Below are 26,158 nucleotides of genomic sequence, written 5' to 3'. Positions count from 1 at the left end.
CCGTGCCGGTTTAGTCGGTCACCGGGAAGCTGGCGCTGCTGACCACGCCGTTCGGGGTGGTGACCGTGATCGTCAACGCGCCGCTGCTGATGTTGTTGGTGCAGAGCAGGCTGCCCGACGATTGGAACGCATCGCTGACCAACTGTACGGTATACACCCAGGCGCTGGAATCGGCGTCGATGGTGTTCGGCACGGTCAATTCGGCCAAGCTGCCCAGGATGCCGTTGGAGGTCCTGAACGTAATCTTGCTTCCGGCCGGCAGCGGATTGCCGGGACGATCGAACAGCCACAGCGGATCGCCCAGATGAGCCGAGCGGCGGTTGTTGGCAAACACGGTCGGGTTATTGTCGCGGATCGCAAAATGGAAGGTCTTGCTTTCATTGACGAAGGTGGTGCCGTTGGTGCAGCTGGACAGCGCCAAACCCGTCACCGGCGACTGCTCCAGCAACGAGATCGTCGACGCGCTGTTCGACAGCGCCAACACCAGCGATTGCCGCACGTGCACGGTGTTGCCGTTGCCGATGTTCGGCACCGTTTGCAGCACGCCGTTGTAGACGCCGTTGCCGGTTGGATTCCAGGCGCCGTTGCCGTTGGAGTCGATGAACGGCTCGCCGCTGACGCGGGCGGCGTTGCCGCTGGTCCAGGCATCGTCGCCGCCGTTGGCGTTGACGTCGGTGACCGCGCGGTCGTTGCGGAACGGCTCGCCGAGGTCGGTGAAGGTTTCGCCGGCTTCATAACGGTTGTTGCCGTTGGCGTCGACGAAGCTTTCCTCGCCCAGCGCGTAGGCGAGGATGGTGACGCGGTTGTCGGCCGGGCGCGGATTGCCGGCGCAGTAGCGCACCGTGCACTCGCCCGGGGTGCCCTTTTGCGTGATGACGGTGCCGTCGGTCAAGGTGGTGTTGACCAGGCCGGTCAGGCAAGAGGCGTCGATCGTGCCGGCTTCGGCGGTAAAGCTGACGGCGGTGCCATCCGGCGCCGGGTTGTGGAAGTGGTCGGACAGGCGCGCGGTGATGATGGTGCCGGATGGCGCCGGGCAGCCGTTGAACTGGCCGCCTTCGACGTTTCTGGTGACCGCGCTCAGCGTGAAGCTGTTCTGTTCCGGCACGCCGGTCGACACCACCAGCTGGTCGGACAGGGTGCTCAGCGTGGTGCCCGGCAGCGTCGCTGTCACCCGCACCGGGGTGTTGACGGTGCCCGAGGCGACGGTGGTGGTGACCAGGCCGCCGGCGCCGGTGGTGGCGCTGGCGGGATTGAGCGACAGGCCGCCGGCGCTGGTGTCGAGTGCGAAGTTGACTGCCTGGCCGGACACCGGATTGCCGTTACGGTCCAGCACCTTAAAGGTGACGGTCGAGCTTTCCTGGCGGCCGGCGCCGCCGGTGCCCTTGAGCGCGATATTTTGCGGCAGCGCCGAGACGAACACCAGCTGGCCGGCGGTGGCCAGCTGCACCGTCAGGTTGGCGCTGCTGGTGCTGGTGATGCCGTTGTAGCTGGTCGACGCGGTGATCGGATCGACGCCGCCGCATCCGAGGTCGGTGTAGGAGGTGCTGGCTACGCCGCTAACGGTGGTGACCGGCGAGGTGATGCTGGCCTTGCCGTTCAGCGTGCAAGGCGAGCTGAAGCTGACCTGCTGCGCCGGCGTGTAGGGCACGCCGCCGCTCAGAACGGTGACCGTCAGGCCGGCGGTGCCGCCGGCGGCCAGCGTGGTGGGATTCACCACCGGCGCGCTCAGGGTCAGCGTCGGCAGCGTGACGGCGTAATTGACCGTGGCATTCAGGCTGGCACCGCCGACGCTGACGCTGGCGCTGGCGGTATAGCCGCTGGTGGCGGCGCCGGCGCCCAGCGCCGCAGTGGCTTGGCCGCTGGCGTTGGTCAGGGCGCTGCCGGTGGCCGGGGTCAGCGCGCCGGTCTTGTCGTTGGTGGCGAAAGTCACCAAGGCGTTGGCCACTGCGGTGCCGGCGCCGTCCTTGACGGTCGCGAGCAGCGTGCCCGGACGGTCGGGGGCGATGCTGCTGGTGGCGCCGCCGCTGCCGTTGAGCAGGGTCAGTGTCAGCGTCGGAACCGGCGTGGTCGGACCGGTCGGCAGGGTCACCAGGTAATTGGTGCTGGCGATGGTCGCCTTGCCGCCGACGCTGGCGCTGGCGGTGGCGGTGAAGCCACCCGGCTGGCTGCCGGCCGGCAGCGCGACCTGGGCCACACCCTGGGCGTTGCTGAGCGCGGTGCCGATCGCCGGCACCAGCACCGCCGTGCGGTCCGTGGTGGTGAAGGTCACCAGCGTGTTGGCGACGGCGGCGCCGCTGCTGTCGCGCACCGTGGCCGCCAGGCTGCCCGGCTTGGCCGGGGTGATGGCGGTGGTGGCCGCGCCGTTCAGGTCGTTGAGCACCAGCGTCAGGCCGTTGCTGGCCGCCGGCGGCAGGTTGATCACGTAGTTGACGCTGGCGCTCGCGGTCTTGCTGTCGAGTGTGGCGCTGGCGGTGACGGTGAAGGCGCCGGAGACGGTGCCGACCGGCAGCGTGATGCGCGCCACGCCGGCGCCGTCGGTCAGCGCGGTGGCGGCGGCCGGGAAGAAGGTCGCGCTCTTGTCGGTGCTGCTGAAACTGACCAGGACGTTGGCGGCGACCGCGTTGGCGGCGGTCTTCAGCGTCACCACCAGCGTGGCCGGACGGTCGGCGGCGATGGTATTGGTGGCGGCGCCGGCGGCGTCGGTCATCGCGAGCGTCAGCGTCGGTGCGGCGCTGGCGGGCGGGGTGGTGCCGGTGCCGCAGCCGGGCAGGCTGGCGTCGCGGGTGGGGTCGATGACGGTGCAGGAACCGGAGCTGCCGCCGCCACCGCCGCCGCACGCGGCTAGCGCGGCCGCGAACACCGCCGCCAGCGCGGCGCTGGCGACATAATTAACCCACCGCTGGGGCTGCTTGTTTCTGAACATGGTTACTCCTGGTTGAAATGAGGTACGGCCGCGCGATCCAGCGCCGCCAGCAGCGGGGCGGGCGTGGACGCGGGCGTGTCGTCGGGGTCGGTCAAGGCCAGGCTGGCGGCGTGGTCGCGGCCCAGCACCAGCCGCAGCGACAGGCCGCCGGGCAGCGCGCGCGCCGGCAGCAGCGTGGCGCGGCCGTGCAGCGCGGCCAGCATGGCGTCGGCGCGTGGCCGCTGGCCGGGCAAATATTCGATGATGGTGGTGCGTTGGTAGTGGCCGCGCTGGTTGACCACGCGGCCGGCGTCGATGCCGTGGCGCGCCAGCAGCCGGCGCACTCGCTCGCCCAAGCCGCGCACGCCGTTGCCATTGACGATTTGCAGCCGCGCGCCTTCGTCGGCGGCCGGAGGCGCGCTGTCTTGCGCCGCCGCGGCAGGCGCCGGTTGCAGGCTCGCCAGCGGGTCGACGCTGCGCTGCTGCAGGCGGAATTCATTGGGCGCCATCTGCACCACTTCCATGCGGGGCGGCACGGATTCCCGCGCGACGGCGCCACTGGACGCCTTGCTGATTGGCGCCGCATGGGAGGCGGTCGCGCTCCGAACGAGGCGGGCGCCGGCTGAGACCGGCGCCGGTCCCAGCAACGCCAGGTTGGCGCGCGCCTGGGCGTGCACGGGATCGCGCGCCAGCGCCTGCTCCAGCACGGTCCGCGCCAAGTCGTCCTGGCCCTGAAGATGATACGCATAGCCGAGGTTGCTAAGCGGTTGGACCTGGTCGGGGAAATCGCCGACCACCTGCAACAGCAGGGCGACGGCGGCGTCCACCTGGCCTTGTCCGGCCAGCAGCGCGGCTTGGGCGTTGCGCGCGTCGAGCTGGCGCGGCGCCAGCGCGATCGAGCGGGCGAACGCCGCGCCGGCGGCAGCCGCCTCGCCGCGCCGTTGGTGGTAGCGGCCAAGCTGGTACAGCGAGGCGGCGTCGAGGCCGGCGCTGTCCTCGATCCGCAGCACCGGCGCGATCGCCAGCTCGGTCTTGACGGGCGCGCCGCCGCAGGCTTGCAGCAGGCAGGCGGCGAGCAGCACCGGTACGCTTTTGTTCAAGGGGGTCATGAAGCGCCTTAGTTGCCGACCATCGTGGGCAGCAGGTTGCGGGTCAAGTTCAGGATCGATGGTCCCAGCAGAACCACGAACAAACTGGGGAAAATGAAGAAGATCAGCGGGAATAGCAACTTCAACGAAATCTTCGCGGCTTTTTCTTCGGCGCGCTGGCGTCGCTTGGTGCGCAGCAGTTCGGACTGGATGCGCAGCGAATCGGCGATGCTGGTGCCGAAGCGGTCGGCCTGGATCAACAGCGTGACCAGCGAATCGACGTCTTCGACCCCGGTGCGCAGGGCGAGATTGCGCAGCGCTTTATCCTTCGCGCTGCCGGCGCGTAATTCCAGCGTCACCAGCTGCATTTCCTCGGCCAGCACCAGGCTTTTCAGCCCGATCTCGTTGGCGACGCGGGCCAGCGCGGCGTCCATCGCCAACCCTGCCTCGACGCACACCGTCATCAGGTCCAGCGCGTCGGGGAAACTTTCAAAGATGTCGCGCTGGCGCTTGTTGACCACGTGATTGAGCACGATGTTCGGCAGGTAGTAGCCCAGCCCGGCGGCCATGATCATCCACATCAGCCGGTTGTCGTCGTCGCCGGTGGCGGTGCTGCTCAGGTACAGGAACACGATCAGCGGCAGCAGCACCGCCAGTCCCGTCTTGCCGGCATAGAACATGCCGGGGGTCGACGGAGTGCGCCAGCCGGCGTTGATGAAACGGGTGCGAACCGGCGAATTTTCCCAGCCCTCGGTGGGAACCGACAGCTTGGCCAGCGGCGCGGCCAGGTTGACCATGTATTCGACCCAGCGCAGGTTGCCGCGTGTGACCTGGCTGCGTTCCTGCAGCGCTTCCAGCCGGTCCTTGACCGGATTGGCGCTCAGCAGGCGCGCGGCCAGCACCACGCCGCCGAAAACGGCGATGAACAACACCACCAGGAACAGGATTTGTATGATCGTCATGGGAATTCCTCAGACCTGGATATGCGTGATGCGGCGGATCGCGAACATGCCGACGACCATCAGCGAGAACGAGCCGATCAGCAGTTTCTGACCGGTCGGGTCGTTGAACAGGATGTCCAGCGAACCCGGGCTCGTCATCATGGTGAAGCCGCCCACCACGAACGGTAGCCCGCCGAGCACCCAGGCCGACATGCGCCCTTCGGCCGACATGATCTTCACCTGGCCGAGCAGCTTGAGGCGGTCGCGGATGATGGCGCTGATCGAGGTCAGCAGGTCGGTCAGGTTGCCGCCGGTTTCGCGCTGGATCAGCACCGCGATGACGAAGTAGCGCAGGTCGGTGCTGGGTACGCGGACGGCCAGGTTCATCAGCGCGTCCGGCATGGAGACGCCGAAGTTGACCTCGTCGAACACGGTGCGGAATTCGACGCCCAGCGGATCGGGAATCTCGTCGCCCACCATCTTCAGCGCTGTGGGGAAGGCATGGCCGGCGCGCATGGCGCGGCTCATCATGTCGAGCGCATCGGGCAACAGCAGTTCGATGCGCAAAATGCGCTTCCGGCGCGCGCGCATCGCCTCCAGCAGGGGCAGGGTGGTGCCCAGCGCCGCCAACACCAACCGCGCCGACCATGGCAGGTGCAACATGGAAAACAGTATTAGCGCCACCAGGCCGCAACCCAGCATCAGCGCGCACAGCTGGGCGGTGCTCATGCTGCGGCCAGCCTGCAGCAGCAGCCGGTCCAGCCGCATGATGCCGGGAATGGCCAACAACAGACGCTGCAGGCCGGCGTCGCGGCTCAGCACGCGCTCCTTGGTGATCGACACCGCCAGCTCGCTGCCGCTGTCGCCGAGCGCGTTGCGCAGGCGCCGCGCCACCCGCTCGGCTTCCGGGCCGCGACTATTGTTCCAACCGGTGTAGATGCCCCACACCAGCAGCAGGACGGCGCAGAACAGCAGTAGGGCGAGCAGAATCAGACGGATGTTCATGGCGACCTACCTCGTCACGGGTTCAAACACATTGGCGCCGACGGTAATGCCGAAATTACGCAAGCGCTCGACAAAGCGCGGCCGCACGCCGCTGGAGGTGTGGTGTCCCTGCACGGTGCCATCGTCGCCGAGGCCGGTCTGCTTGAAGCTGAAGATCTCCTGCATGGTGATCATTTCGCCTTCCATGCCGGTCACTTCCTGGATCGACATCACCTTGCGCTTGCCGTCGGTCAGGCGCGACACCTGCACTACCACGCCGACGGCCGAACTGATCTGCTGGCGCATGGCCTTGGTCGGCAGGTTGGCGGCCGCCATGCTGATCATGTTCTCCAGCCGGGTCAGCGCGTCGCGCGGGGTGTTGGCGTGGATGGTGGCCATCGAGCCTTCGTGGCCGGTGTTCATCGCGCCCAGCATGTCGAGCGCCTCGGCGCCGCGCACCTCGCCCAGGATGATGCGGTCGGGGCGCATCCGCAGCGCGTTGCGCACCAGCGCCCGCTGCGACACTTCGCCTTTACCCTCGATGTTGGCGGGGCGGGTTTCCAGCCGCACCACGTGTGGCTGCTGCAGCTGCAGCTCGGCTGCGTCTTCCACCGTGACGATGCGCTCGGTGCGGCCGATGAAGCCGGAGATCACGTTCAGCATGGTGGTCTTGCCGGAGCCGGTGCCGCCCGAGATCAGGATGTTGACCTTGGCCTTGCCCAGGCCTTGCAGCACCTCGGCCATATCGGCCGTCATGCTGCCGTAGGCGACCAGGTCGGCCAGCCGCAGCGGATCGGCGGAAAAGCGCCGGATCGACATGATCGGGCCGTCGATCGCCAGCGGCGGGATGATGGCGTTGACCCGCGAGCCGTCCGGCAACCGGGCGTCGACCATCGGGCTGGACTCGTCGATGCGGCGGCCGACCCGCGACACGATCTTGTCGATGATCTTCATCAGGTGGGCGTCGTCGCTGAAGGTGACGTCGGTCAGCTCCAGCTTGCCGCGCCGCTCGACGTAGATCTGCTTGTAGGTGTTGACCAGGATGTCGGAGACGGTCGGGTCCTCCAGCAGCGGTTCGAGCGGACCGAAGCCGAGCATCTCGTTCTGGATGTCGCGCGTCAACGTCTTGCGTTCGGCGTCGTTGATGACCACCGCGTCTTCCTCCAGCAGCTTCTCGACCAGGTTGCGCAGCTCGGTGCGGATCTGGTCCTGGGTCAGGCGCTGCATGCTCTCCAGATCGACCCGATCGAGCAGCGCGGCGTGCAGCCGCGTCTTGAGCTTCTGATAGGCGCGGTTGTCGATGCCGGGCGCCCGCTGGCCCGAGCCGCGCGCTTCGCCGCTTTCGAGCCGTTCACGCAATGAAACGTTGATGTTCATGGAGGTTTTCCTTGCTTACTGTTGCTGCTGCTTGCGGCGGCTGCCGTTCAACTCTTGCGCGGCAGCAGCTTGGAGAGCCAGCCACCGCTATTCGATGCGACCGTCGTCTCGCCGCTGAGCTTGGCCGCCAGCTCGACCAGCGCCAGGCTCAGCGGACTGGCCGGCGACAGCTGGATCACCGGCACGCCCTGGTTGACCGAAGCGGCGGCCGCATCGTAGTGGTTGGGAATGGTGATCGACACGTCGGCGTCGAACGCGCCCTCCAAGTCCTTCAGGCGGATCTCGCCGCCCTTGTCGTGGCGGTTGACGATCAGGTGGATCTTGTCCTTGCCGTATTCCAGCGAGCGGAACACGTTGAGCAGGCGTTTGCTGTCGCGGATGTACGGCAGCGTGGTCTGCAGGATCGGATAGATGTGGTCGGCGTGGTCGAGCGCGCGGATGCTGACCGCGTCCAGGCTGCGGCCGACGTCGAGCAGCACGAAGTCGTATTGGCGCCGCGCCAGCTTGAGGATGGCGTCGATATGGTCGGGCTTGACGTCGTTGGCGTGCGCCGGGTCGGACGGCGCGGCCAGCACGCCGTAGTTGGGCGTGATGCTCAGCATGCTCGACGCCAGGAACGACGGGTCGAGCCGGTGGATCTGCTGCGCCACGTCGCTCAGCGTGGCCAGCGGCTTCTGATCGGAGACGAACAGCGAGGCGTCGCCGAACTGCAGGTTCATGTCGATCAGCGCCACCTTTTTTCTGCCATTGGCGGCCAGCGCGTAACCGAGGTTGGTGGCGAGGAAAGTGGCGCCGCTGCCGCCCTTGCAGGAGATGAAAGCCAGCACTTGGCCGTTGGTCTGGGCGCGCCGCTCCAGCTTCTCGCTGATGCGCTCGATGGCCGGATACAGCGTGGCGCTGGTGGCCGGCGACGGTAATACCTCGCGCACGCCGGCGCGCATCGCCTGCATCAGGAATTCCGGATCGCGTTCGGTGCTCAGCGCGACGCAGGCGATGCGCGGATGCTGGGACGAAAAGCGCTCCAGCTGTTCCAGGTCGCCGTCCTCGGCCGTTGGACGGTCGATGATCAGCACGTCGGGCAACTGTTCGTCGGCCAGGGTCGCGGTGCGCGCGACGCCGCCGACCAGGTGGTCGATTTCGTCGGACGGCGCGCGTGCGCGCAGCAACCGCATCACATCGGCCAAGTGTCGTTCATCGCGGGAAATAACGGCTATCTTCAATTTGATTCCTGCTCACTATCAAGTGGGGGCGGACCGGCGCGGCTTACTTGGCGCCGACGCCGATGGTGAAACCGTTGCCTTGCTTGTCCGGCTCGGCGTAGGATTTCTGGTAATTGTCGTAGGCGCTCTTGGCCGCCTGCGCGTCGAGCCCGTTGACCGGCGACAGGTTCCGCCGCGCCTCCGGGTACAGCGTCTGCTGCGCCTGCGCCAGGCGCAGGCTGTTGCCGAAGTCGCGCTCGACGCGCGGCGCCACCGAACAGGCGCTCAGGGCGGCGGCCGACGCGCACAGCATGAGCAGGCGCGCGACGGAATATGGCATGGCGGGGGATGCTGGTGTCATGCGCACTCCTATTTGACGTCGAAGCCGGCGGCGGCCGGGGCGGTGGCGGCGGGCGCCGGCGGCACCGAAGGAGCGTTACCCTCCAGTTTGCCGCGCAGGAAGAAGTCGAAACGATTCGGCTCGCTATAGGTATCGGTCGGCAGCTTGTGGTTCGGCGGCAGCGGCCGCGCCAGATGCGGCGTGACGATGAACACCAGCTCGGTGCGATCGCTCTGGAAGTCGCTGCTGCGGAACAGCGCGCCCAGCACCGGGATCTCGCCCAGGCCGGGGAAAGCCTTGATGCTGGTGGTCACGTTATTCTTGATCAGGCCGCCGATGGCGAAGCTCTGGCCGTCGAACAGCTGCACCGTGGTGCTGGCGCGGCGGGTGGTGAACGAGGGCAGGATGGCGGTGCTGCTGCCGTTGGTGCTGATGCCGACGCCCTCCCGGTTCAGCTCGGATACTTCCGGCGCCACGCGCAGGTTGATGCGGCCGCCTTCGAGCACGGTCGGAGTGAACTTGACGGCGATGCCGAATTCCTTTTCCTCCAGCGTGATGCTGGGGGTGCCGGAGCCGCTGGTTTGCGCCACCGGGATGAAGATCTTGCCGCCGGCCAGGAAGCTGGCTTCCTGGCCGCTGATGGCCATCACGGTCGGTTCGGCCAGCACCTTGACCAGGCCGTCGTTCTTCTGCGCGTCGAGGGTGAGGAAGTTGCCGTTCTTGTTGAAGGCGTCGAGCTTGTTGGGGTTGCCGCTCAGCAGATTGGACAGCATGGTGTAGGTCCAGCTGCCGCGCGCGCCGGCGACGCCGACCGAGGCGCCTAGCTGGTCGACCAGCGTCTTGGAGACTTCCGCGATCTTCACTTCCAGCATCACCTGCTGTGGCGCGGCAACGGCCAGCATGTTGATGATGCGACCGCCGGTGCCTTGTCCGGCGGACAACGGCGCCGCCGCCGCCGCCGCGTTGTCCGCCGGGGCGGCCGCGGCCGGCGCCGCGCCCGCCGGCTGCGCGCCACCATTGCGGCCGTTGCGCTGCAGGTAGGCGCCGGCCACCGAGACGATCTGCGCCGCCCGCACCGAGTCGGTGACGGTGCCGGACAGGATCAGCGCGTTGCCGGAGACGGTGACGCGAATATCTTTCTCATCGGGGAACAGCTGGTCGAACTGCTGGCGCAGCGCGACGGTGTCGAGGCCGACCACGATGTCGATGATGGTGGCTTGATTCGCCTTGTTCCACAGGATCAGATTGGTCGACCCGGTGGACTTGCCCAGCATGTACACCTCGCTGGGATTGATCAGGATGACGTCGGCCACCTTGGCGTCGCCGACCGCCAGCCGCGCGGCCGGGTAAGGCAGGTGCATCAGCGTCGACTTGCCTTCGGACAGATTGATCTGCGCCGCCAGTTCGACCCGGCCGGCGCTGCCGGCGACGCTGGTGGCGGCGATGGCCGGCGCCGGCGGCGGGTTCTTGGCGGCGGCTTGCGCCTGCGCGGCGGCCAGGGCCAGCAGTGCGGCGCCACAGGCCGCCGTCAGCGAGGTCAGTCGGAAGGGCGCCGGCGTGGCCGCGCGGGAAAATACTGTCATCAAGTCGGTCTCTCTGGTTATCCGTGGATAGGATTAAAACTGCTGGGAGCTGCGCTCCAGGCCTTTGATCACTTCAACCTTGTCGCCCTCGGGCGCGCGCGGCGCCGGACGCGGACGCGGCGCGGCCGGAGCGGCGGCCACAGCCGGCGCGGGCATCGGCGCGGCGGCCGGACGCGGCTTGCCGTCGTCCAGCAGGCTGCTCTTGGTGGCGCCCTCGGTGTTGGCCGATTGCGGGTCGATCTGGTTGCGCAGCACCAGCGACAAGGTGCCGACGCTGCGCGCCAGGTCCAGCTTCTCGACCTGCTCCGGCGTCAGTTCCAGCGTCACGGCGTTGACCACTTTCGGCTTGGTGTCGTCGCGGTTGGATTCCTGGGCGATGGCCAGCACCAGGATGCGCTCCAGCACGATCTTCGAGATCGCCTGTTCGCGCGGCGCAGTGTCGCCATGAAAATCGTTCTGGGTGTTGACCAGGATGTCGACGAAGTTGCCCGGCAGCGCGAAGCCGGCCACGCCGACCACGTCGTTGACGCGGACCGTCATCGCCCGCTTGCCGGCCGAGACCACGGCCGACAGGCCGCCGGTGGTGCCGGCGGGCGCCAGTTTGCTTTCCATCAGCGGCTCGCCGCGCTGGATGTTGCTGCGGGTGATGCGGCCGTCCAGCGCTTTCAGATCCAGCACGGCGCCGGGCGGCATCGAGTTGACCGGCCAGTCGACCATGTGCACCAGTTCCGGCGTGATGCGCGCGCCCATGCTGATATCGAGCAGCGCCACCGCCACCTTGTTGCTGTTGCTGGCCGATTGGCCCGCTATCCATTGCGCGGCCAGCACCACCGCCGCCAGCGCCATCACCAGCGCCACTCCTATCATCGTCAAGGCCCGCGTATTTCTCATGCTCTGCTTTCTCGGTTATCCCGGTGTTGTGTGGTCGCGGCGTTCGCGTTCTTTTTTTTGCTGGTCGGCGACGCGGCGGGCGCCGGCGCCGGCGAAATAATTGTTCCACGCCCAATCGATGGAGCGCCGGTCCAATTGCGCCGGCGCGCTTTCGTAGCGCGCCAGGTCGCGCACCTGGCGCACCAGGTCGCGCGGGTAGCAGGCCAGCATCGGCGTGTCTTCCTTGGCGTGGTGTTCGCTCAGCAAGTAGGCGAAGGCGGCGGCGTCGAACGCCATGCCGTATTGCGCGCAGGCCTGGCGGAACAGCAGTTCATATTCCGCCTGGGTTTGGGGCGGGACTTCGATCTTGTAACCAAGCCGGCGCAGGAAGGCGCCATCGGACAATCTCTCAGGCAAGAAGTTCGACGAGAATACCACGACCACATCGAAAGGAACCTGAAAAACGAGGCCTGTGTGCAACGAAAGATAATCCACGCCACGGTCCATCGGCACAATCCAGCGGTTCATCAATTCCAGCGGCGAACAGCGCTGCCTTCCCAGGTCGTCGATGATGAAGATGCCGTTGTTGGCTTTCAAATGGGGAGGCGCCTGATACAGCCGGGTGTTGGCGTCGAAGCGCAGGTCCAGCATCTCCAGCGTCAGCTCGCCGCCGGTCAGCGCGGTGGGGCGCTGCAGGCCGCGCACCCAGCGCGCGTCGAGCGCCCGCAGGCTGTCGCCGGTGTCGGTCGGGTCGGCGCCGGCGGCCGGGCGATGTTGCACCGGATCGTAGAAGGGCACCACTTCGCCGTCGATCATGATCGCATACGGCACCGCGATGGCGCCATGCAGCAGGCCGCACAGCCGTTCGGCCAGGAAGGTCTTGCCGCTGCCGGCCTGGCCGTAGATGAACACGGCGCGGCCGGAGTTCATCGCCGCGCCCATCTGGTCCAGCACGCCCGGGCTGGCCACCACGTCGTGGTAGGCGGCCCGTACGTGGTCGCGCGTGACATGCAGATTGCGCACGCTCTGCGCGTCGACCTGCGCCACGTAGGCCGCCAGCGTCACCGGCGCCGGGCCGGCGTAGGAGTTGCGGCTCAGGCAGGCGATGGCCCGCTGGGCGCCGGCGTCGGTGAGGTGATAGGTGAGGTCGGCGTCGGTGCCACTGTGGCCGCTGCGCGTGACTTCGCACAGCTTTTCATTGCGCAGGTGGGTGACCAGCGGCGTGATCACGCTGATGCTCAGCTTCAGGTGGGTCGCCAGTTCCGGCAACCTGACCTGGCCGCGCTGGAACAGCACTTTGGCCACCAGCTCCACCAGGAACAAAAAAGGCAGGCCGGTCTCATCGAGGCTGCGCGGTGCGCGCGCCTCGGCGGGGAGAGTGGTTTCGACGGTGGCGACTGACGAGCCCGAGTCTGCGTGCATGACTTCCTTCGGTGGAGCGATTCAAGAATATTGCCGAGCAAACAATTATATCGCGACGTCAGGTGTTTGTTATATAAAAACTTCTTGTTGTAAATATGACGCTCAGCCAAACAACGCCAGCGCGCGGCCGCTGCAGGCGCCGATCACCAGGTAGGGCAGCGTGCCGGCGCTGATCGCCACCGCATAAGGCAGGCGCCCGCTGGGCGTGGCCGGTGCTTCGATGCGCGCCGATTCGCCGTGCAGGCCGCGTAGCACCGAGTACATGCCCATATGATAAGTGTTGCGCAGCATGGCGCGCAAACGCCCGGTCCAGGCGGCCACGGCCAGGGCCAGCACGCCGCCGGCCAGCAGCGTCAGCAGGACGATATCGAGCACCGCCGACGGCCCGACGAAGGCGCCGATCATCGCCATCATCTTGACGTCTCCGGCGCCGAGCGCGCGCAGCATATACATCGGCAATAGCAAGGCCAGGCCGAGGCCGAGGCCGGCCAGCGACCACAGCAGGCCGATGCCGCCGAACGGCGCGATGAACAAGCCGGCGCCGTCCGGCACGGCGGCGTTCAGCGCCAGGCCGAGCAGGGCCCCGGCGAACACCAACTGGTTGGGGATGCGCCGGGTGCGCAAGTCGTTCCATACCGCCAGCGCCAACAGCAGACACAGCAGAGTCAGGGGCACATAGTTCATGATCGCCTTTATTGGTTCGCCCAAAAAAAAAATGCGGAGCGATAGTCGCCCCGCATTTTCATACGTGATGCCGAATTACGCCAGCTTGTTGCCCAGAGCGGTGAAAGCGGCGCCGATCTTGGTGCCCAGGCCGCTTGCAGCGGTGATCACGGCGGCGGCGATGGCGGCTGCCAGCAGTGCGTATTCGATTGCGGTGATGCCGGCTTCGTCAGCGATGAAATTTTTGATGGCGTTCATGATATTTATCCTTGGGTTATGTTGGGTGAGTTATCTATTTATTTACCGCTACTACACATCAACTAAAACGGGGTTCAGGTCTTAGGTCCTAAAAGAGCAAGCAGCGCGATCATTGCTACGACCGAGGCCAGTGCAGCGAGCAGTGCATATTCCATCAGGGTGGCGCCTTCCGCATCGCCGATAAAGCCGGTCTTGCTGTCTGCCTTCCTGTTTGCTATGCGCATTTCCGCTCCTGTTGATGATCCTGGGCCGTTACCGGCATCAGCTGGTACAACACCGCTGCTGATGTGTTGAATCATACGGAAGAGTTACCAGTGCCACATCTGATAACCGTCACTTTTGCGGAGGAGAAATATCATGATTTGCCGCAAAGGGAGCATGACATTTGTCACGCTCCCCCATGGCGGCGGCGCTTACAGGCCGTGGCGGGTGGCGTAGACGTACAGCTCGAGGCGGTTGCCCACGCCAAGTTTTTGATAGATCGAGGTGAGGTTGTTGCGCAGCGTGGGTTCGGCGATGAACAGCTTGGCTGCCAGTTCCTTGTTGGGGGCGCCATTGCTTTCGACCACGATGGTGACGATCTTGCGTTCCTTCGGCGTCAACGAAGCGATACGTTGCGCTTCGGGATCGGCCTTGGCAGGCGCGGGCTGTCCCAGCAGCGCGCCCATCAGACTGGCGTCCAGATGCATCTCGCCGGCGTGCACGCGTTCGATGGCGCGCAGCAGCACCTCGGCCGGCGCCTCCTTGCCGACCACGCCGCGCGCGCCCAGCCTGACGGCTTGCGCCAGCAGCGCCTGGTCGCGGTTGCCGCTGAGGATCAGCACCCGCGCACCGCTGTCGCGCAGCAGCTGCGGCAGCACTTCGATCGAACTGCTGCCTTCCAGGTCGAGGTCGAGCACGATCAGGTCCGGCCGCAGCCGGCTCGCCTCCAGCAGGGCGCTGGCGTTGTTGTGGGCGGTGCCGACCAGCGACAGCGCCGGGCCGGCGCCCTCGATCAGCTTCTCCAGGCCCCACAACATGGTCTTGTGGTCGTCGACCAGCATGATCCTGATCGGGGCGGTGGTGGTATTGGTCATTGCGAGTCTTGGTTTAGACCGGAATGGCGATATGCACCGCAGTGGCGCCTTGCGCCGTGCGGCCTATCTCGATCGTGCCGCCCAGCGCGACGGTGCGCTCGGCGATCGATCCTGGCAGGAATGGGGCCACGGGACCTTCCGGGGTATCGTTTTCTATGCGGATCCGCAATTGGCCATCGACGTTGCTTAGGTCGATGCTGCCGTAGCGGGCGCGCGTGTGCTTACGGATGTTGCTCATGCCTTCATTGGCGATTTGAAACACTTCGGCCGCGAGGCGATCGCTGACGGTCAGGCCGGCTTCGGCGGTGATCGCGATCTGGATGCCGTAGAACTCGCGCACCTGGTTGGCCTGGCGCCGCAGCGCGACCAACAACTCGCCTTCCTGTCGCGCGGCGCCCTGGCGCACGTTCTTGGCGAACAGCCGCATATCGTTGATCACTTCGCTGGTCATGTGCAACAGTTTATCCAGTTCTGCGCTGCAAGGGTGTTCTTCCTGCAAGGACTGGCGCACGGCGCTGATGCCGTGGCGTAATCCGATATAAGGTTGGATGGTGCTGTCATGCAAGTCTCGGGCGATTTTCTGGCGCTCGCGGAAGGCGGCATCGGACGCCAGCCGGTCCAGCAGCACGATGTTTTCGATCACCGGGAAGACCTGGGCCGCCAACTGTTGTAAAAAAACAGCATCGCCACGGCTCAGTCGGTGCTGGTCCGAGACCACATAGATGCGGCCTTCGCCTTTGCGCAACGGCAGGGGCGCGCTGATGAAGGAATGGGCATCGAGCAGATCCACCAGTTGCTCGCAGCTGCCCTCCGGCAGCGGCTGCCAGCGTGGCTGCCCGGCGCTGCGCGTCCTCGCTTCCAGCGTGCGCGGCAGGCGGACGTGCAGCGCGCGCGCGTACTGCACCAGCGCGTGCGGCTGAAACACCAGCAACGGCGCCGCCGCGCCTTCCGGCAGGCGCGACAGGGTGGCTTCGCGCGCGCCGTGCTGGGCGCCGGCCGAATGCAGTTGCCACAATTCGTCAGGACCGTTGCGCATCAACAGCAGGCAGTTGCTGGCATGATAGAAGCGTCGCGTCTGCTGCAGCATGGAGGCGATGGTCTGGTCGACGCCGAAGCGGGGATTGGACAACTGGCTGACCTTGCGCAGCAGGGCGAGGCGGCGGCGCTGGATCAGGCCCAGCCCGCCCCAGTAGGAGATCATGTACCCGAGCGCGAGCAGGAAGGTGGTGCGCAGCAACAGGTGCGCCTGGTTGGTGTCGTAGTCGGCCAGCCAGGTGGCGGCCGCCAGCGCCAGCGTCGAGGCCAGCGTGATGCGCGCGCCTTCGTCGAAGCCCCACTGGAACGATGCGGTGAGGATCACAAAGAAGAAGAACGGGAAGAAGAAGCTGTTGCCGCCGCCGCTGCAGTAGACCATCAGCGCGTACCAGACCAGGTCCAGCCAGTACACCAACTTGCCATGCCAGAACGGATTGCCGTGGCGTCGCGCCGCGACCAGCAAGATCGCGCTATGTAACAGGTAGGCGGTGAACACCAGCCAGATCAGCAGGCCTTGGGCGCCGGCCTTGCCGAGGTCGCCAGGCGCGATGAACAGCGTCATGACCGCCGACAGCGCCAGCAGCAAGCGCATGATGAACACCATGGAGGCGCCGGCGGCGTCGCGATTCCTGGCGTTGCCGCGCTCTGTCTCCATCGCATCCGGGGGTATGCTGTCTGCTATCACCGCGTTTTCACGTCCTGTCGTCGCTTATCAACCCGTTTTGTGTACACGTTGATAAATTTCGTTTCAAAATATACTAATAGTAACTTAAAATTTGCGTAATAAAGTTGTCCTCGTTGCAATCGCGGAGTCTACGCATAGAACGGCGGCCTGTCCAGCCGACAAGATTTGTCTTCTTGCGTTTTTGATGCCTTTAATTAACATTAAATAACTGCACGAAATAAATGAATCACGCTACAATGCTCCATCGCCACCTCGATCATGTGGCGCCGCCATCGGCCGCTGGACTGCAGCCGTGGCGCCGGACCACCGTGCCGCGCCTCTTGCGCCACCGCGTTTTTCTCCCGACTGCCCGCACCACCACGGACGCACCATTATGAGAGTACATAGATTATTGCGTCGTCGCCAGAACGGATCGGCGGCGGTGGAGATGGCCATCATCGCGCCGGTCGCGATGTTGCTGTTGATCGGCATCATCGAATTCAGCATCGTATTTTTTGTCACGCTGAGCATGCAGTACGCCGTCAGGGAGGGCGCGCGCTACGCCATCACCGGCCGCGTCGACAAGGATCCCGCCACCGCCAACCGGGAGCGCTACAAGGCGGTGCTGGCGTCGATCAAGAGTAATTCGATGGGCATGTACGACTCGCTCAGCCCGGTCATCACGGTGAATGGCACCAGCTACGCCGCACCGAGCTCCTACGCGGCGAATATGTTCGGCGGACCCGAGGACATCGTGGTGTTGCGGATCGACTGCACCTGGAACCTGTCGACGCCGCTGATATCGGCGTTCTTCCCCGGAGGCAAATATAAGTTCGCCGTGGCCGCCACCATGCGCAACGAGGACTTCCCACCATTATGACGCGCCTGCCTTCCTTCCCGCGCCGCCGCGCCGCCGGCCTGGCCACGGTCGAATTCGCCCTGTTGGCGCCGATCCTGGTGGTCTTGTTTCTGTCGCTGGTCGACATCGCCCGGGGCATCCAGGCCAATATGATCCTGATTAACCTGAGTCGCGAGGCGGCCAACCTGACGGTGCGCGGCAAGCTGCCGTTGTCCGACAACAACCAGGCGATCATCGGTCAAGTGGCGGCCTCGGCGCCGCCGCTGGACATGAACCAGCGCGGCATGATCTATATCACCCGCATCATCGGCTCCGGCACCGGCAGCGCCAGTCGCAGCCTGGTGCTGGAACAATACCGCTGGGACGACAGCAAGAACAACCGCGGCTTCCGGGTTAGCGGCTATGCGCCGGCCAGCCGGGTCTGGACCTGCGGCAACTGGGCCAGCGGCACGGCCGGCACCTGTTCGGTGCCGAGCGGCAGCAACGCGCCGGCGGTGTCGCTGATGAGCGGCTCGCTGGCGGACGGCGAAGAGATCTACGTGGTCGAAAGCTTCTACAAGTTCGATATGTTTTTCGGCATATTCAAATGGGGCACGGCGAGCACCAGCACCGTCGGGCCTAACCTTTACTCCATGACGGTATTCTGATGATGCGCGCTAACCTTCCCCAACAACGCGGCCAGATCACGGTGCTGGTCGCCGTCTCGCTTGCCACCCTGCTGTCGGTCATCGGCCTGGCGTTCGGCGCCGGCCTGAGCTATATGATCAAGGCCAAGCTCAACGCGGCGACCGACGCGGCCAGCCTGGCGGCGGCGCGCGCGGTCAGCATCGGCGGCGACCAGGCGGCGCAGACCGCCAGCGCCAAGGCGGCGGCGGTGCGCTTTTTCAACGCCAATTTTCCGGCGAACTATCTGGGATCGACCGCGACGCTGGGCGACACCCAGGTGACTTTCAGCAGCAGCGGCGAGGTCACGGTCGGCGTCAGCGCCTCGGCGACCATGCCGGCCTCGTTGCTGGGCGGGATGCAGGGCGGCGCGCTGACGCCGGGCGTGACCACCGAAGTCATCCGCAAGCAGCTGGACATGGTGCTGGTGCTCGATACCTCCGGCTCGCTTTCCGGCAACGCCGCGAACGTGCGCAGTTCGGCCACGACCTTCCTGAAGCAATTCAATTCGGACCGCGACCGCGTCGGCCTGCTGCACTTCGCCTACGGCGCCGTGATCGACGACCCGATCCGCCCGATCCAGCGCGGCTTCGACCGCACCAGCATGAACGCCCACATCAAGAACCTCGATTTTGAAGGGTCGACAGCGTCGCCCGAAGGCATGTACGCCGCGCGCGACCAGATCAACAGCGTGCCGGCGGCGAATCTGAACCGATCGAATTTGCGCGTGATCGTGTTTTTCTCGGACGGCTCGCCGAACTCGTTCGGCACCTACCTGACCTGGACCTCCGGCAACTGCGCCACGGCGGGCACCATCGCCACCGACGACGACGGTTCCGGCGCGCCCACGGGGCTGTACAAGTTGGACAAGACCAATAGCAGCCTGGGGGGCGACTGCACGCCATCGAGTCTGACGTCGAAGGCGTCCAAGCTGCCGGACTGGTACAACGGACACAGTTCGTATGCGACGCGCAACGACGCGCAGGAGTACCGGGTCGTTACCACCTCGCCGCGGGTGGTGACCAATACGCTGACGTATGCGAACGTCAACCGCGCGGCGCGCAACCTGTCGGAGGCGATGGCGTCGAAATCGCGCGACGAAGGGATCTTCGTGTACACGCTGGGCTTGGGCTCGCAGCTGAAGGCGGGCACCGGCAGCGACGGCGAAAAGGGCGAGGACACGCTGAAATGCATGGCCAATTCGCCCGACGCGCCCAGCCGCTGCTTTGACGCGAGCAAGCCGGTCGGGCTGTACTGCTATGCGGCCACGGCGGCGGACTTGACGCCGTGTTTCTCCAAGCTGGCCTCGGCAATCTTCCGCATCTCCAAGTAGTCAACCCGGTTGATCAGGCGATGGTGTCAACCACCCCGCCGTCGACGCGCAGCGCGGCGCCGGTGGTGGCCGAGGCTTGCGTCGAGCAGACGTAGACCACCATGTTGGCCACCTCCTCCGGCGTGGCCACGCGCTGGATGATCGAGCCGCTGCGGTGCTGCTTGACGAACTCGTTGGCGGCGCGCTCGGCCGCCGCGTGGTCGCCGCCCGGCGCCACCAGCTCGCGCACCCCTTCCGACAGCGTCGGCCCCGGCAGCACGGCGTTGACCGTGATCCCGGTGCCGGCCAGACTCTTGGCCAGCCCGCGCGAGATCGCCAGGTTGCCGGTCTTGGTGAAGCCGTAGTGGATCATGTCGGCCGGGATGCTGATCCCCGACTCGGACGAGATGAACACGATGCGGCCCCAGTTCTTCTGCTGCATGCCCGGCAGGTAGGCGCGGCTGGCGCGCACGCCGGACATGATGTTGATCTCGAAGAAGCGGGTCCATTCCGCGTCAGGGATTTCGGCGAACGGCTGCAGCTCGAACACGCCGACGTTGTTGACCAGGATGTCGGCGTGCGGCTCGGCGGTCTTCAGCGTGTCGAAGCCGGCGGCGTTGCCCAGGTCGGCGGCCACGCCGCGTACCGAGGCGCCCGGCACGGCGGCGCGCAGCGAGGCCAGCGCGGTGTCGACGTCGGCCTGCTTGCGGCCGGTGATGACCACGGTGGCGCCGGCGCCGGCCAGGCCGGCGGCGATGGCGTAGCCGATGCCGCGCGTGGAGCCGGTGACGATGGCGGTCTTGCCGCTCAGGTTGATCTGCATGATGCGTCCTTTCGTAGGTGGGTCGGAAGATCGACTATACGCCGGTCGCGCGGTTTGCGACTCTGCTACAAGTCCAGTCACCAGCCGCCGCCGGCGGCGCGGAAGGTGGCCACGGCGGCGCGGGCGTTGTCGGCGTTGACGCGGGCCAACTGGTCGCGCGCGGTCAGCAGCTGGCGTTGTTCCTCCAATACTTCATACAGGCCGACCGCGCCGCCCCGGTAGGCGTCCTCGGAGGCGTCGCGGGCGCGCAGGTGGGCGTCGACTTCCTGCGCCAGTTCGCCGTGCTGGGCTTCCAGGCCGGTCAGGGTGGCGACCGCGTTTTCGACGTCCTCGGCGGCGCGCAGCACGGCTTGCCGGTAGAGGGCCAGCGCTTCGGCGTTGGCGCCCTGGGCGCGGGCGATGTCGGCGTCGATGCGGCCGAAGTCGAACAGCCGCCAGCGCAGGCCCAGCGCGGCTTGCGGTTGCAGCGCGGCGGCGCTCAGCAGGCCGCCGGAGCCCAGGCTGCTCAGGCCGACCAGCGCCGACAGCGACAGCTTGGGATAATACTCGGCCATCGCGATCCCGATCTGCGCGTTCGACGCGGCCAGGCGGCGCTCGGCCGCGATCACGTCGGGCCGGCGGCGCAGCAGGTCGGCCGGACCCTGCGCCAGCTCGATCGCCGGCACCCGCGTTTCCGTCAGGCCGCCCGCCGCAGTCGCGGAGACCGGCACGCCCGCCGCGCCGCCCTGCGCCGCCACCCGTGCCGCGCCGCCAGACGCCGGTGCGGGCGGTTCGCCGGATCCCTGCGCCACGGCAGGCGCCGACAGCTCGGCGGCATAGGTGCCGGGCGCGGCGCCCATCAGCACGTCGAGGCGGTTCAGTTGCAGCGCCAGTTCGGTGCGCAGCGGCGGCACGGTGGCGCGCGCCTGCGCCACCAGCGCTTCGGCCTGCGCCGCCTCGCGGCTGGACGCCAAACCGTCCGCCACCCGCAGCCGCACCAGTTCCAGCAACCTGCCATTGGTGGCGATTTGTTCCTGAGCCAGGCCGATGCGCCGCTGCGCGCCGCGCACGCGGAAGTAGGCGTCGGCCGCCTCGGCCGCCACCGACACCCGCACGCCCAGCCGGTCCGCCTCCGCCGCCTCGGCCGCCGCGCCGGCCGCCTGCGCGCCGCGCCGCAAGCCGCCGGCGACATCCAATTCCCAGCTGGCGCCGATGCCGGCGTCGTAAATCGATTGCTCGCGCTCATAGCCGGGGAAGCTGCTGGCGATCTTGCCCACCGGGCTGTTGACCGACTGCCGCTGCCGCAAGACGCTGGCCGACGCCGATCCCTCCGGCAGCCGCCGTGCGTCGGCCAGGTGCGCCGCCGCGCGCGCCTGCTCGACCCGCGCCAGCGCCGCCGCCAGATCCAGGTTCTGCTCCAGCACGCGGCCGACGATGCGCCGCAGGTCGGCGTCGTCGAAGCCGTTCCACCACGTGTCCAGCGGCGGCGCCGGCAGCGTTGTCGTGCGCTCGGCCAGCGCGCCGGCCGTGTGATAGGCGGCGGCCAGCGGCGCCTCGGGACGCCGGTATTCGGGGCCGACCGCGCAGCCTGCCAGGGCCGCCAGCGCCAGCGCGCCCGCCGTCAATTGTATGGATTTAAACATTTCGCCATTCTCCGAAAAAGTTACTTGCAAGTTGATAGTAACTAATATATTCTCTTTTCATGATGATCGCAATGAATAAATATTGAAAGGAGTTTTTATGCACAAGACGGACTTGACGACCCTGCCGTGCCCGATCGCGCGCGGCCTGGGCGTGGTGGGCGAGTGGTGGAGCATCCTGATCCTGCGGGAAGCCATGTATGGCGAGACGCGCTTCGACGGTTTCCAGAAAAGTCTCGGCATCGCGCCGAACATGCTGACCCGCCGTCTCAACGAACTGGTGGAGGCCGGCCTGCTGGCGCGCCGCCCGTACTGCGAAAAGCCGCCGCGCTTTGAATATGTGCTGACCGAGGCCGGCGCCGATTTCCGCCAGGTGACGCTGTCGCTGCTGGCCTGGGGCAACAAGCACTTCACGCCGGAAGGCAAGTCGGTGATCTTGATCGACAGCGTCAGCGGCGCGGAAGTGCATCCGGTGCTGATGGATCCCGCCACCGGCCTGGCCATCGGCGCGCGCCACGTGGCCGTCGCCGGTCCCGCCGCCGGCGAATCGACCCGCACCCGCATGAGCCGCCTGGCCGAACGCCGCGCCGCCGCCCCGGCCCCCGACTTGTCCAATGGAGAATGACATGACCACCGCATCCGCAACCGCCACCCCTGTCGCCGCCGTCGTTCCGGTGGCTCCCGCTGCCGGCCGCAAGCGCCTGATCACGCGCGCCGTGCTGCTGCTGGCCGCCCTCGGCGCGGCCGGCTTCGGCTACCACTGGTGGAGCGAAGGCCGCTTCCTGGAAGAGACCGACGACGCCTACATCGGCGGCAACGTCACCGTGGTCGCGCCCAAGGTGGCCGGCTACATCGCCAGGCTGGAGGTGACCGACAACCAGCTGGTGCGCGCCGGCGACGTGCTGGCCCGCCTCGACGACCGCGACTACCGCGCCGCGCTGGCCAAGGCCGAAGGCGCGGTAGCCGCCGGCCAGGCCGCGCTGGCCAACCTGGATGCGACCCGCGCCTTGCAGCAGGCGGTGATCGGCCAGGCCCGCGCCGGTGTGGCCGCCAGCGGCGCCGAGACCTCGCGCGCGCGCGACGACCAGACCCGTTATCGGAATCTGTCGGCCAAGGCGGCGGTGTCGCTGCAAAGCTCGCAGCGGGCGGACGCCGACTACAAGCAGGCGTTGGCCGGCGACCAGAAATCGCAGGCGCAATTGATGGCGGCGCAGCGCGAGCTGGACGTGATCGGCACCCGCAAGCTGCAGGCGCAGGCGGCGCTGGACCAGGCGCTCGCCGAACGCGATATCGCCCGGCTCAACCTGGAGTACACGGTGCTGCGCGCGCCGCTGGACGGCACCATCGGCAACCGCCGTGCGCGCGCTGGCGCTTACGCCACCGTCGGCAACCAGTTGCTGGCGATCGTGCCGTCGCACGGACTGTGGGTCGACGCCAACTTCAAGGAAGGCCAGCTGGCCAAGTTCAAGCCGGGCCAGCGCGCCAGCATCAAGGCCGATCTGATGCCGGGCCATGTGTATCACGGCACCGTGTCCAGTTTGGCGCCGGCCACCGGCGCGCAATTCAGCGTGCTGCCGCCGGAGAACGCCACCGGCAACTTCACCAAGATCGTTCAGCGCGTGCCGGTGCGCATCGTGCTCGACGAGCGCGACGCGGCGGTGGCCTTGCTGCGTCCCGGCCTGTCGGTGACGGCCGAGGTGGACGTGCGCGGCGAGGGCGGCAAGCCATGAGCGGCGCCGCCACGGCCACCGCCGCCACCGCCACCGCCACCGCCAACTCCAGCGCCGCCGCCACCGCCGCCGCGCCCAAGCCGGCGCCGGCGCCGGGCCACATGGGCCTGACCACGGCGCAGAAGGTGCTGGCCTTCGCCACCATGTGCGTCGGCATGTTCATCGCGCTGCTGGACATCCAGATCGTCTCGGCCTCGCTGCGCGACATCGGCGGCGGGCTGTCGGCCGGCGCCGACGAAACCGTGTGGGTGCAGACCAGCTACCTGATCGCCGAGATCATCGTCATCCCGATGTCCGGCTGGCTGTCGCGCGTGTTCTCGACGCGCTGGCTGTTCGCCGCGTCGGCGGCCGGCTTCACCGTCGCCAGCATGTTGTGCGGCGTGGCCTGGAACATCGAAAGCATGATCGCCTTCCGCGCCTTGCAGGGCTTCCTCGGCGGCTCGATGATCCCGATGGTGTTCACCACCGCCTTCGTCTTCTTCGAAGGCAAGCAGCGCGTGATCGCCGCCGCCACCATCGGCGCGCTGGCCTCGTTGGCGCCGACGCTGGGACCATCGGTGGGCGGCTGGATCACCGATCACTTCAACTGGCATTGGCTGTTCTTCATCAATCTGATTCCGGGCATCTTCGTCACTGTGGTGGTGCCGATGCTGGTCAAGATCGACAAGCCCGACCTGTCGCTGCTGCGCGGCGCCGACTACTTCGGCATGACGCTGATGGCGCTGTTCCTCGGCTGCCTCGAATACACGCTGGAGGAGGGGCCGCGGCTGGACTGGTTCGGCGACCACGTGATCCTGACCACCGCCTGGATCTCCGGCCTGGCCGGCATCGGCTTCATCTGGCGCAGCCTGGTGTTCGCCAATCCGATCGTCGACCTGCGCGCGCTGAAGGACCGCAACTTTGCGCTCGGCTCGTTTTTCTCGTTCGTCACCGGCATCGGCATCTTCGCCACCATCTATCTGACGCCGCTGTTCCTCGGCCGGGTGCGCGGCTACAGCGCGCTGGAGATCGGGCTGGCGGTATTCTCGACCGGCGTGTTCCAGATCCTGTCGATTCCGCTGTACGCCTTCCTCGCCAACCGGGTCGACCTGCGCTGGCTGATGATGTTCGGACTGGCGCTGTTCGCGCTGTCGATGTGGGACTTCGCGCCGATCACCCACGACTGGGGCGCGCACGAGCTGCTGCTGCCGCAGGCGCTGCGCGGCATGGCGCAGCAGTTCGCGGTGCCGCCGACCGTGACGCTGACCTTGGGCGGGCTGGCGCCGGACCGGCTCAAGCTGGCCTCGGGCCTGTTCAATTTGATGCGCAACCTGGGCGGCGCGATCGGCATCGCCGCCTGCGCCACCATCCTCAACGACCGCACCAATATGCACTTCCTGCGGCTGGCCGAACATCTCAACAGCGGCAACGAGGCGATGACGCAGATGCTGGCCGGCGCCGGCGGCAACCTGATGGCATGGGGGCTGGACGCCGGCAGCGCGCAGACCGGCGCCTTGCGGCAGCTCTGGTCGCTGACCTTGCGCGAGGCGCAGACGCAGACCTTCGGCGATGTGTTCCTGTGCGTGATGGCGTGCTTCATCATCGCCACCGCGATGGTGCCGCTGATGCGCAAGGTCGCGCCGCCCAAAGCGCCATCGGCCGACGCGCATTGAGGTGACGTGGGCTGCCAAGGGTTATAGTGCTGACAGTAAAAATTAATGATGTACCTGCCAGCGTATCCTGAGACTATGAATCAGCCCATGTCGTCCTTCCGTTTGAACTGTTATCTGGTGCTGGCCACGATGGCCTTGCATGGACTGATGATGTTGGCGAACGAGTTGTTCTTCATGCGGGCCGAATTCCTGCAAGGCATCGGGTGGATTTACCTGCCGGCCGGCAGCCGCTTGTTGTGCACCTTGTTGTTCGGCCGCGCCGGCGCGGTGGGATTGCTCATCATGGGATGGATCGCCTGCTACTGCTATTATTTTCCCGGCGATCCGCTGCGGGCCACGATGGGCGCCATCGCCGGCGCGATCGGTCCCTATCTGGTGTATCTGATCGCGCAGTGGCGGCTGGGCTTGCGCGCATCGCTGACCAATCTCACGCCGCGTCGTTTGCTGCTGTGCGCCGTCGGTTGCTCCGTCGCCAGTCCGCTATTCCACAACATGTGGTTTGCCTTGCGTGGCGGCGATCACATCGCCAGCGGCTTCGCCGTGATGTTCATCGGCGATCTCGCCGGGACGCTGATCGTGGTGTATGTGGCCAAGGGACTGCTGGCGCTGGTGCCGGCGCCATCCGGCGCTCGTCAATAAGCCTGCGTCGTGCTAAAATTTATAGCAATCACGCCCACCCGAACGTCGCCGCCATGACCACTCCGAAACGACCTGCCGATATCTACCTGCGCTTCCTGCAGCTGGCGGAGGCGCTGCGCGGCTTGCCGTCGTTGCCCTCGCTCGATCCGCTTGAAGAGCGCATTCTGGCGATCGTCGCCCGTGCCGGCCAGGACGAGCAGCGCTTGTCGGTCCGCGACCTGATGGGCAAGAAGGAGCTTGGTTCGCCGGCCACGCTGCACAGCCGCCTGACGTCGATGCGGGAAAAGGGCTGGATCATGTTGTCCGACACCGAGGATACCCGCCGCAAGCAGATCGAGCTCACCCAGGCAGCGCTGATGCACTTCGATAAGCTGTCCCGTTGCCTCGTCCAGGCGGCCAAGCAAAACTGAGCGGTATTTGCGCGAACGGCCGATTCCGTGTAAATTGCTCTAAAAAATA

The 26,158-nt window shown here is 66.7% G+C and carries 25 protein-coding genes; 8 read left to right on the top strand and 17 right to left on the bottom strand.

Annotated features, from left to right (window positions below; all coding sequences use genetic code 11):
- Positions 1–10 precede the first annotated feature (10 nt).
- The 15 genes from GW587_RS19935 to GW587_RS19865 all read right to left on the bottom strand — a co-directional run bounded on the left by GW587_RS19935 (position 11) and on the right by GW587_RS19865 (position 16,393).
- Positions 11–2,923, bottom strand: a complete 2,913-nt coding sequence (locus tag GW587_RS19935) for a beta strand repeat-containing protein (protein ID WP_166106353.1) — start codon at positions 2,921–2,923, stop codon at positions 11–13.
- Positions 2,924–2,925: 2 nt separating this feature from the next.
- The gene (locus GW587_RS19930) at positions 2,926–4,011 is read right to left on the bottom strand and encodes a LytR C-terminal domain-containing protein (RefSeq protein ID WP_166106352.1); all 1,086 of its coding nucleotides are present in this window, start codon (positions 4,009–4,011) and stop codon (positions 2,926–2,928) included.
- Between the two features lie 8 nt (positions 4,012–4,019).
- The gene (locus GW587_RS19925) at positions 4,020–4,952 is read right to left on the bottom strand and encodes a type II secretion system F family protein (protein ID WP_166106351.1); all 933 of its coding nucleotides are present in this window, start codon (positions 4,950–4,952) and stop codon (positions 4,020–4,022) included.
- Positions 4,953–4,961: 9 nt separating this feature from the next.
- Positions 4,962–5,936, bottom strand: coding sequence for a type II secretion system F family protein (locus GW587_RS19920; RefSeq protein WP_166106350.1), 975 nt, complete (start codon positions 5,934–5,936; stop codon positions 4,962–4,964).
- A gap of 6 nt (positions 5,937–5,942) precedes the next feature.
- On the bottom strand, positions 5,943–7,292 hold the full coding sequence (locus GW587_RS19915) for a TadA family conjugal transfer-associated ATPase (protein WP_166106349.1): 1,350 nt from the start codon (positions 7,290–7,292) through the stop codon (positions 5,943–5,945).
- A 47-nt stretch (positions 7,293–7,339) separates the two neighbouring features.
- On the bottom strand, positions 7,340–8,512 hold the full coding sequence (locus tag GW587_RS19910) for a CpaE/TadZ family protein (protein ID WP_166106348.1): 1,173 nt from the start codon (positions 8,510–8,512) through the stop codon (positions 7,340–7,342).
- 43 nt (positions 8,513–8,555) lie between these two features.
- Entirely contained in the window at positions 8,556–8,852 is a 297-nt protein-coding gene (locus GW587_RS19905; protein ID WP_166106347.1) for a hypothetical protein, read from the bottom strand.
- Between the two features lie 8 nt (positions 8,853–8,860).
- The gene (locus GW587_RS19900; RefSeq protein ID WP_166106346.1) at positions 8,861–10,414 is read right to left on the bottom strand and encodes a type II and III secretion system protein family protein; all 1,554 of its coding nucleotides are present in this window, start codon (positions 10,412–10,414) and stop codon (positions 8,861–8,863) included.
- 33 nt (positions 10,415–10,447) lie between these two features.
- Positions 10,448–11,305 (bottom strand): Flp pilus assembly protein CpaB, encoded by an 858-nt coding sequence (gene cpaB / locus GW587_RS19895; RefSeq protein WP_166106345.1) that lies wholly within the window; start codon positions 11,303–11,305, stop codon positions 10,448–10,450.
- 15 nt (positions 11,306–11,320) lie between these two features.
- Positions 11,321–12,706 (bottom strand): DUF8689 domain-containing protein, encoded by a 1,386-nt coding sequence (locus GW587_RS19890; protein ID WP_166106344.1) that lies wholly within the window; start codon positions 12,704–12,706, stop codon positions 11,321–11,323.
- A 102-nt stretch (positions 12,707–12,808) separates the two neighbouring features.
- Positions 12,809–13,390, bottom strand: coding sequence for an A24 family peptidase (locus GW587_RS19885; RefSeq protein ID WP_166106343.1), 582 nt, complete (start codon positions 13,388–13,390; stop codon positions 12,809–12,811).
- A gap of 75 nt (positions 13,391–13,465) precedes the next feature.
- The gene (locus GW587_RS19880) at positions 13,466–13,627 is read right to left on the bottom strand and encodes a Flp family type IVb pilin (RefSeq protein WP_166106342.1); all 162 of its coding nucleotides are present in this window, start codon (positions 13,625–13,627) and stop codon (positions 13,466–13,468) included.
- A gap of 74 nt (positions 13,628–13,701) precedes the next feature.
- Positions 13,702–13,851: a hypothetical protein gene (locus tag GW587_RS19875; protein ID WP_166106341.1), complete on the bottom strand. Its 150-nt coding sequence runs from the start codon at positions 13,849–13,851 to the stop codon at positions 13,702–13,704.
- Between the two features lie 189 nt (positions 13,852–14,040).
- Positions 14,041–14,703, bottom strand: a complete 663-nt coding sequence (locus GW587_RS19870; protein WP_166106340.1) for a response regulator — start codon at positions 14,701–14,703, stop codon at positions 14,041–14,043.
- A 13-nt stretch (positions 14,704–14,716) separates the two neighbouring features.
- Positions 14,717–16,393: a sensor histidine kinase gene (locus GW587_RS19865; RefSeq protein ID WP_166106339.1), complete on the bottom strand. Its 1,677-nt coding sequence runs from the start codon at positions 16,391–16,393 to the stop codon at positions 14,717–14,719.
- Between the two features lie 403 nt (positions 16,394–16,796).
- On the opposite strand from GW587_RS19865, the gene GW587_RS19860 reads away from it, so the two are divergent.
- The 3 genes from GW587_RS19860 to GW587_RS19850 are packed head-to-tail and all read left to right on the top strand — an operon-like array spanning position 16,797 to position 19,257.
- Positions 16,797–17,282, top strand: coding sequence for a TadE/TadG family type IV pilus assembly protein (locus GW587_RS19860; protein ID WP_166106338.1), 486 nt, complete (start codon positions 16,797–16,799; stop codon positions 17,280–17,282).
- Positions 17,279–17,908: a TadE/TadG family type IV pilus assembly protein gene (locus tag GW587_RS19855; protein WP_166106337.1), complete on the top strand. Its 630-nt coding sequence runs from the start codon at positions 17,279–17,281 to the stop codon at positions 17,906–17,908. The genes GW587_RS19860 and GW587_RS19855 overlap by 4 nt, the downstream gene beginning before the upstream one ends.
- On the top strand, positions 17,908–19,257 hold the full coding sequence (locus GW587_RS19850; RefSeq protein ID WP_166106336.1) for a VWA domain-containing protein: 1,350 nt from the start codon (positions 17,908–17,910) through the stop codon (positions 19,255–19,257). Before GW587_RS19855 ends, GW587_RS19850 begins: the two co-directional genes overlap by 1 nt.
- Positions 19,258–19,270: 13 nt before the next feature.
- Here GW587_RS19850 and GW587_RS19845 read toward each other — a convergent pair whose 3' ends face one another.
- Both GW587_RS19845 and GW587_RS19840 read right to left on the bottom strand, forming a co-directional pair.
- A complete protein-coding gene (locus GW587_RS19845) occupies positions 19,271–20,059 on the bottom strand; it encodes an SDR family NAD(P)-dependent oxidoreductase (RefSeq protein ID WP_166106335.1) in 789 nt (262 codons plus the stop codon).
- Between the two features lie 77 nt (positions 20,060–20,136).
- The gene (locus GW587_RS19840; RefSeq protein ID WP_166106334.1) at positions 20,137–21,681 is read right to left on the bottom strand and encodes a TolC family protein; all 1,545 of its coding nucleotides are present in this window, start codon (positions 21,679–21,681) and stop codon (positions 20,137–20,139) included.
- A gap of 97 nt (positions 21,682–21,778) precedes the next feature.
- Between GW587_RS19840 and GW587_RS19835 the strand changes: the two genes are divergently transcribed.
- From GW587_RS19835 to GW587_RS19815, 5 genes are all read left to right on the top strand, one after another.
- On the top strand, positions 21,779–22,303 hold the full coding sequence (locus GW587_RS19835) for a winged helix-turn-helix transcriptional regulator (protein ID WP_166106333.1): 525 nt from the start codon (positions 21,779–21,781) through the stop codon (positions 22,301–22,303).
- 1 nt (position 22,304) lies between these two features.
- Positions 22,305–23,408 (top strand): HlyD family secretion protein, encoded by a 1,104-nt coding sequence (locus GW587_RS19830; RefSeq protein WP_166106332.1) that lies wholly within the window; start codon positions 22,305–22,307, stop codon positions 23,406–23,408.
- The gene (locus tag GW587_RS19825) at positions 23,405–25,060 is read left to right on the top strand and encodes a DHA2 family efflux MFS transporter permease subunit (protein ID WP_207393575.1); all 1,656 of its coding nucleotides are present in this window, start codon (positions 23,405–23,407) and stop codon (positions 25,058–25,060) included. Before GW587_RS19830 ends, GW587_RS19825 begins: the two co-directional genes overlap by 4 nt.
- 87 nt (positions 25,061–25,147) lie before the next feature.
- On the top strand, positions 25,148–25,699 hold the full coding sequence (locus GW587_RS19820; RefSeq protein ID WP_166106331.1) for a hypothetical protein: 552 nt from the start codon (positions 25,148–25,150) through the stop codon (positions 25,697–25,699).
- Between the two features lie 53 nt (positions 25,700–25,752).
- Entirely contained in the window at positions 25,753–26,109 is a 357-nt protein-coding gene (locus GW587_RS19815) for a winged helix-turn-helix domain-containing protein (RefSeq protein WP_166106330.1), read from the top strand.
- Positions 26,110–26,158 lie beyond the last annotated feature (49 nt).

Source organism: Duganella aceris (assembly GCF_011090165.1).
In the GTDB taxonomy this organism is placed as follows: domain Bacteria; phylum Pseudomonadota; class Gammaproteobacteria; order Burkholderiales; family Burkholderiaceae_D; genus Rugamonas; species Rugamonas aceris.
Note: the sequence above shows the minus strand (reverse complement) of the source record. Positions and strands in the feature narration are given on the sequence as shown.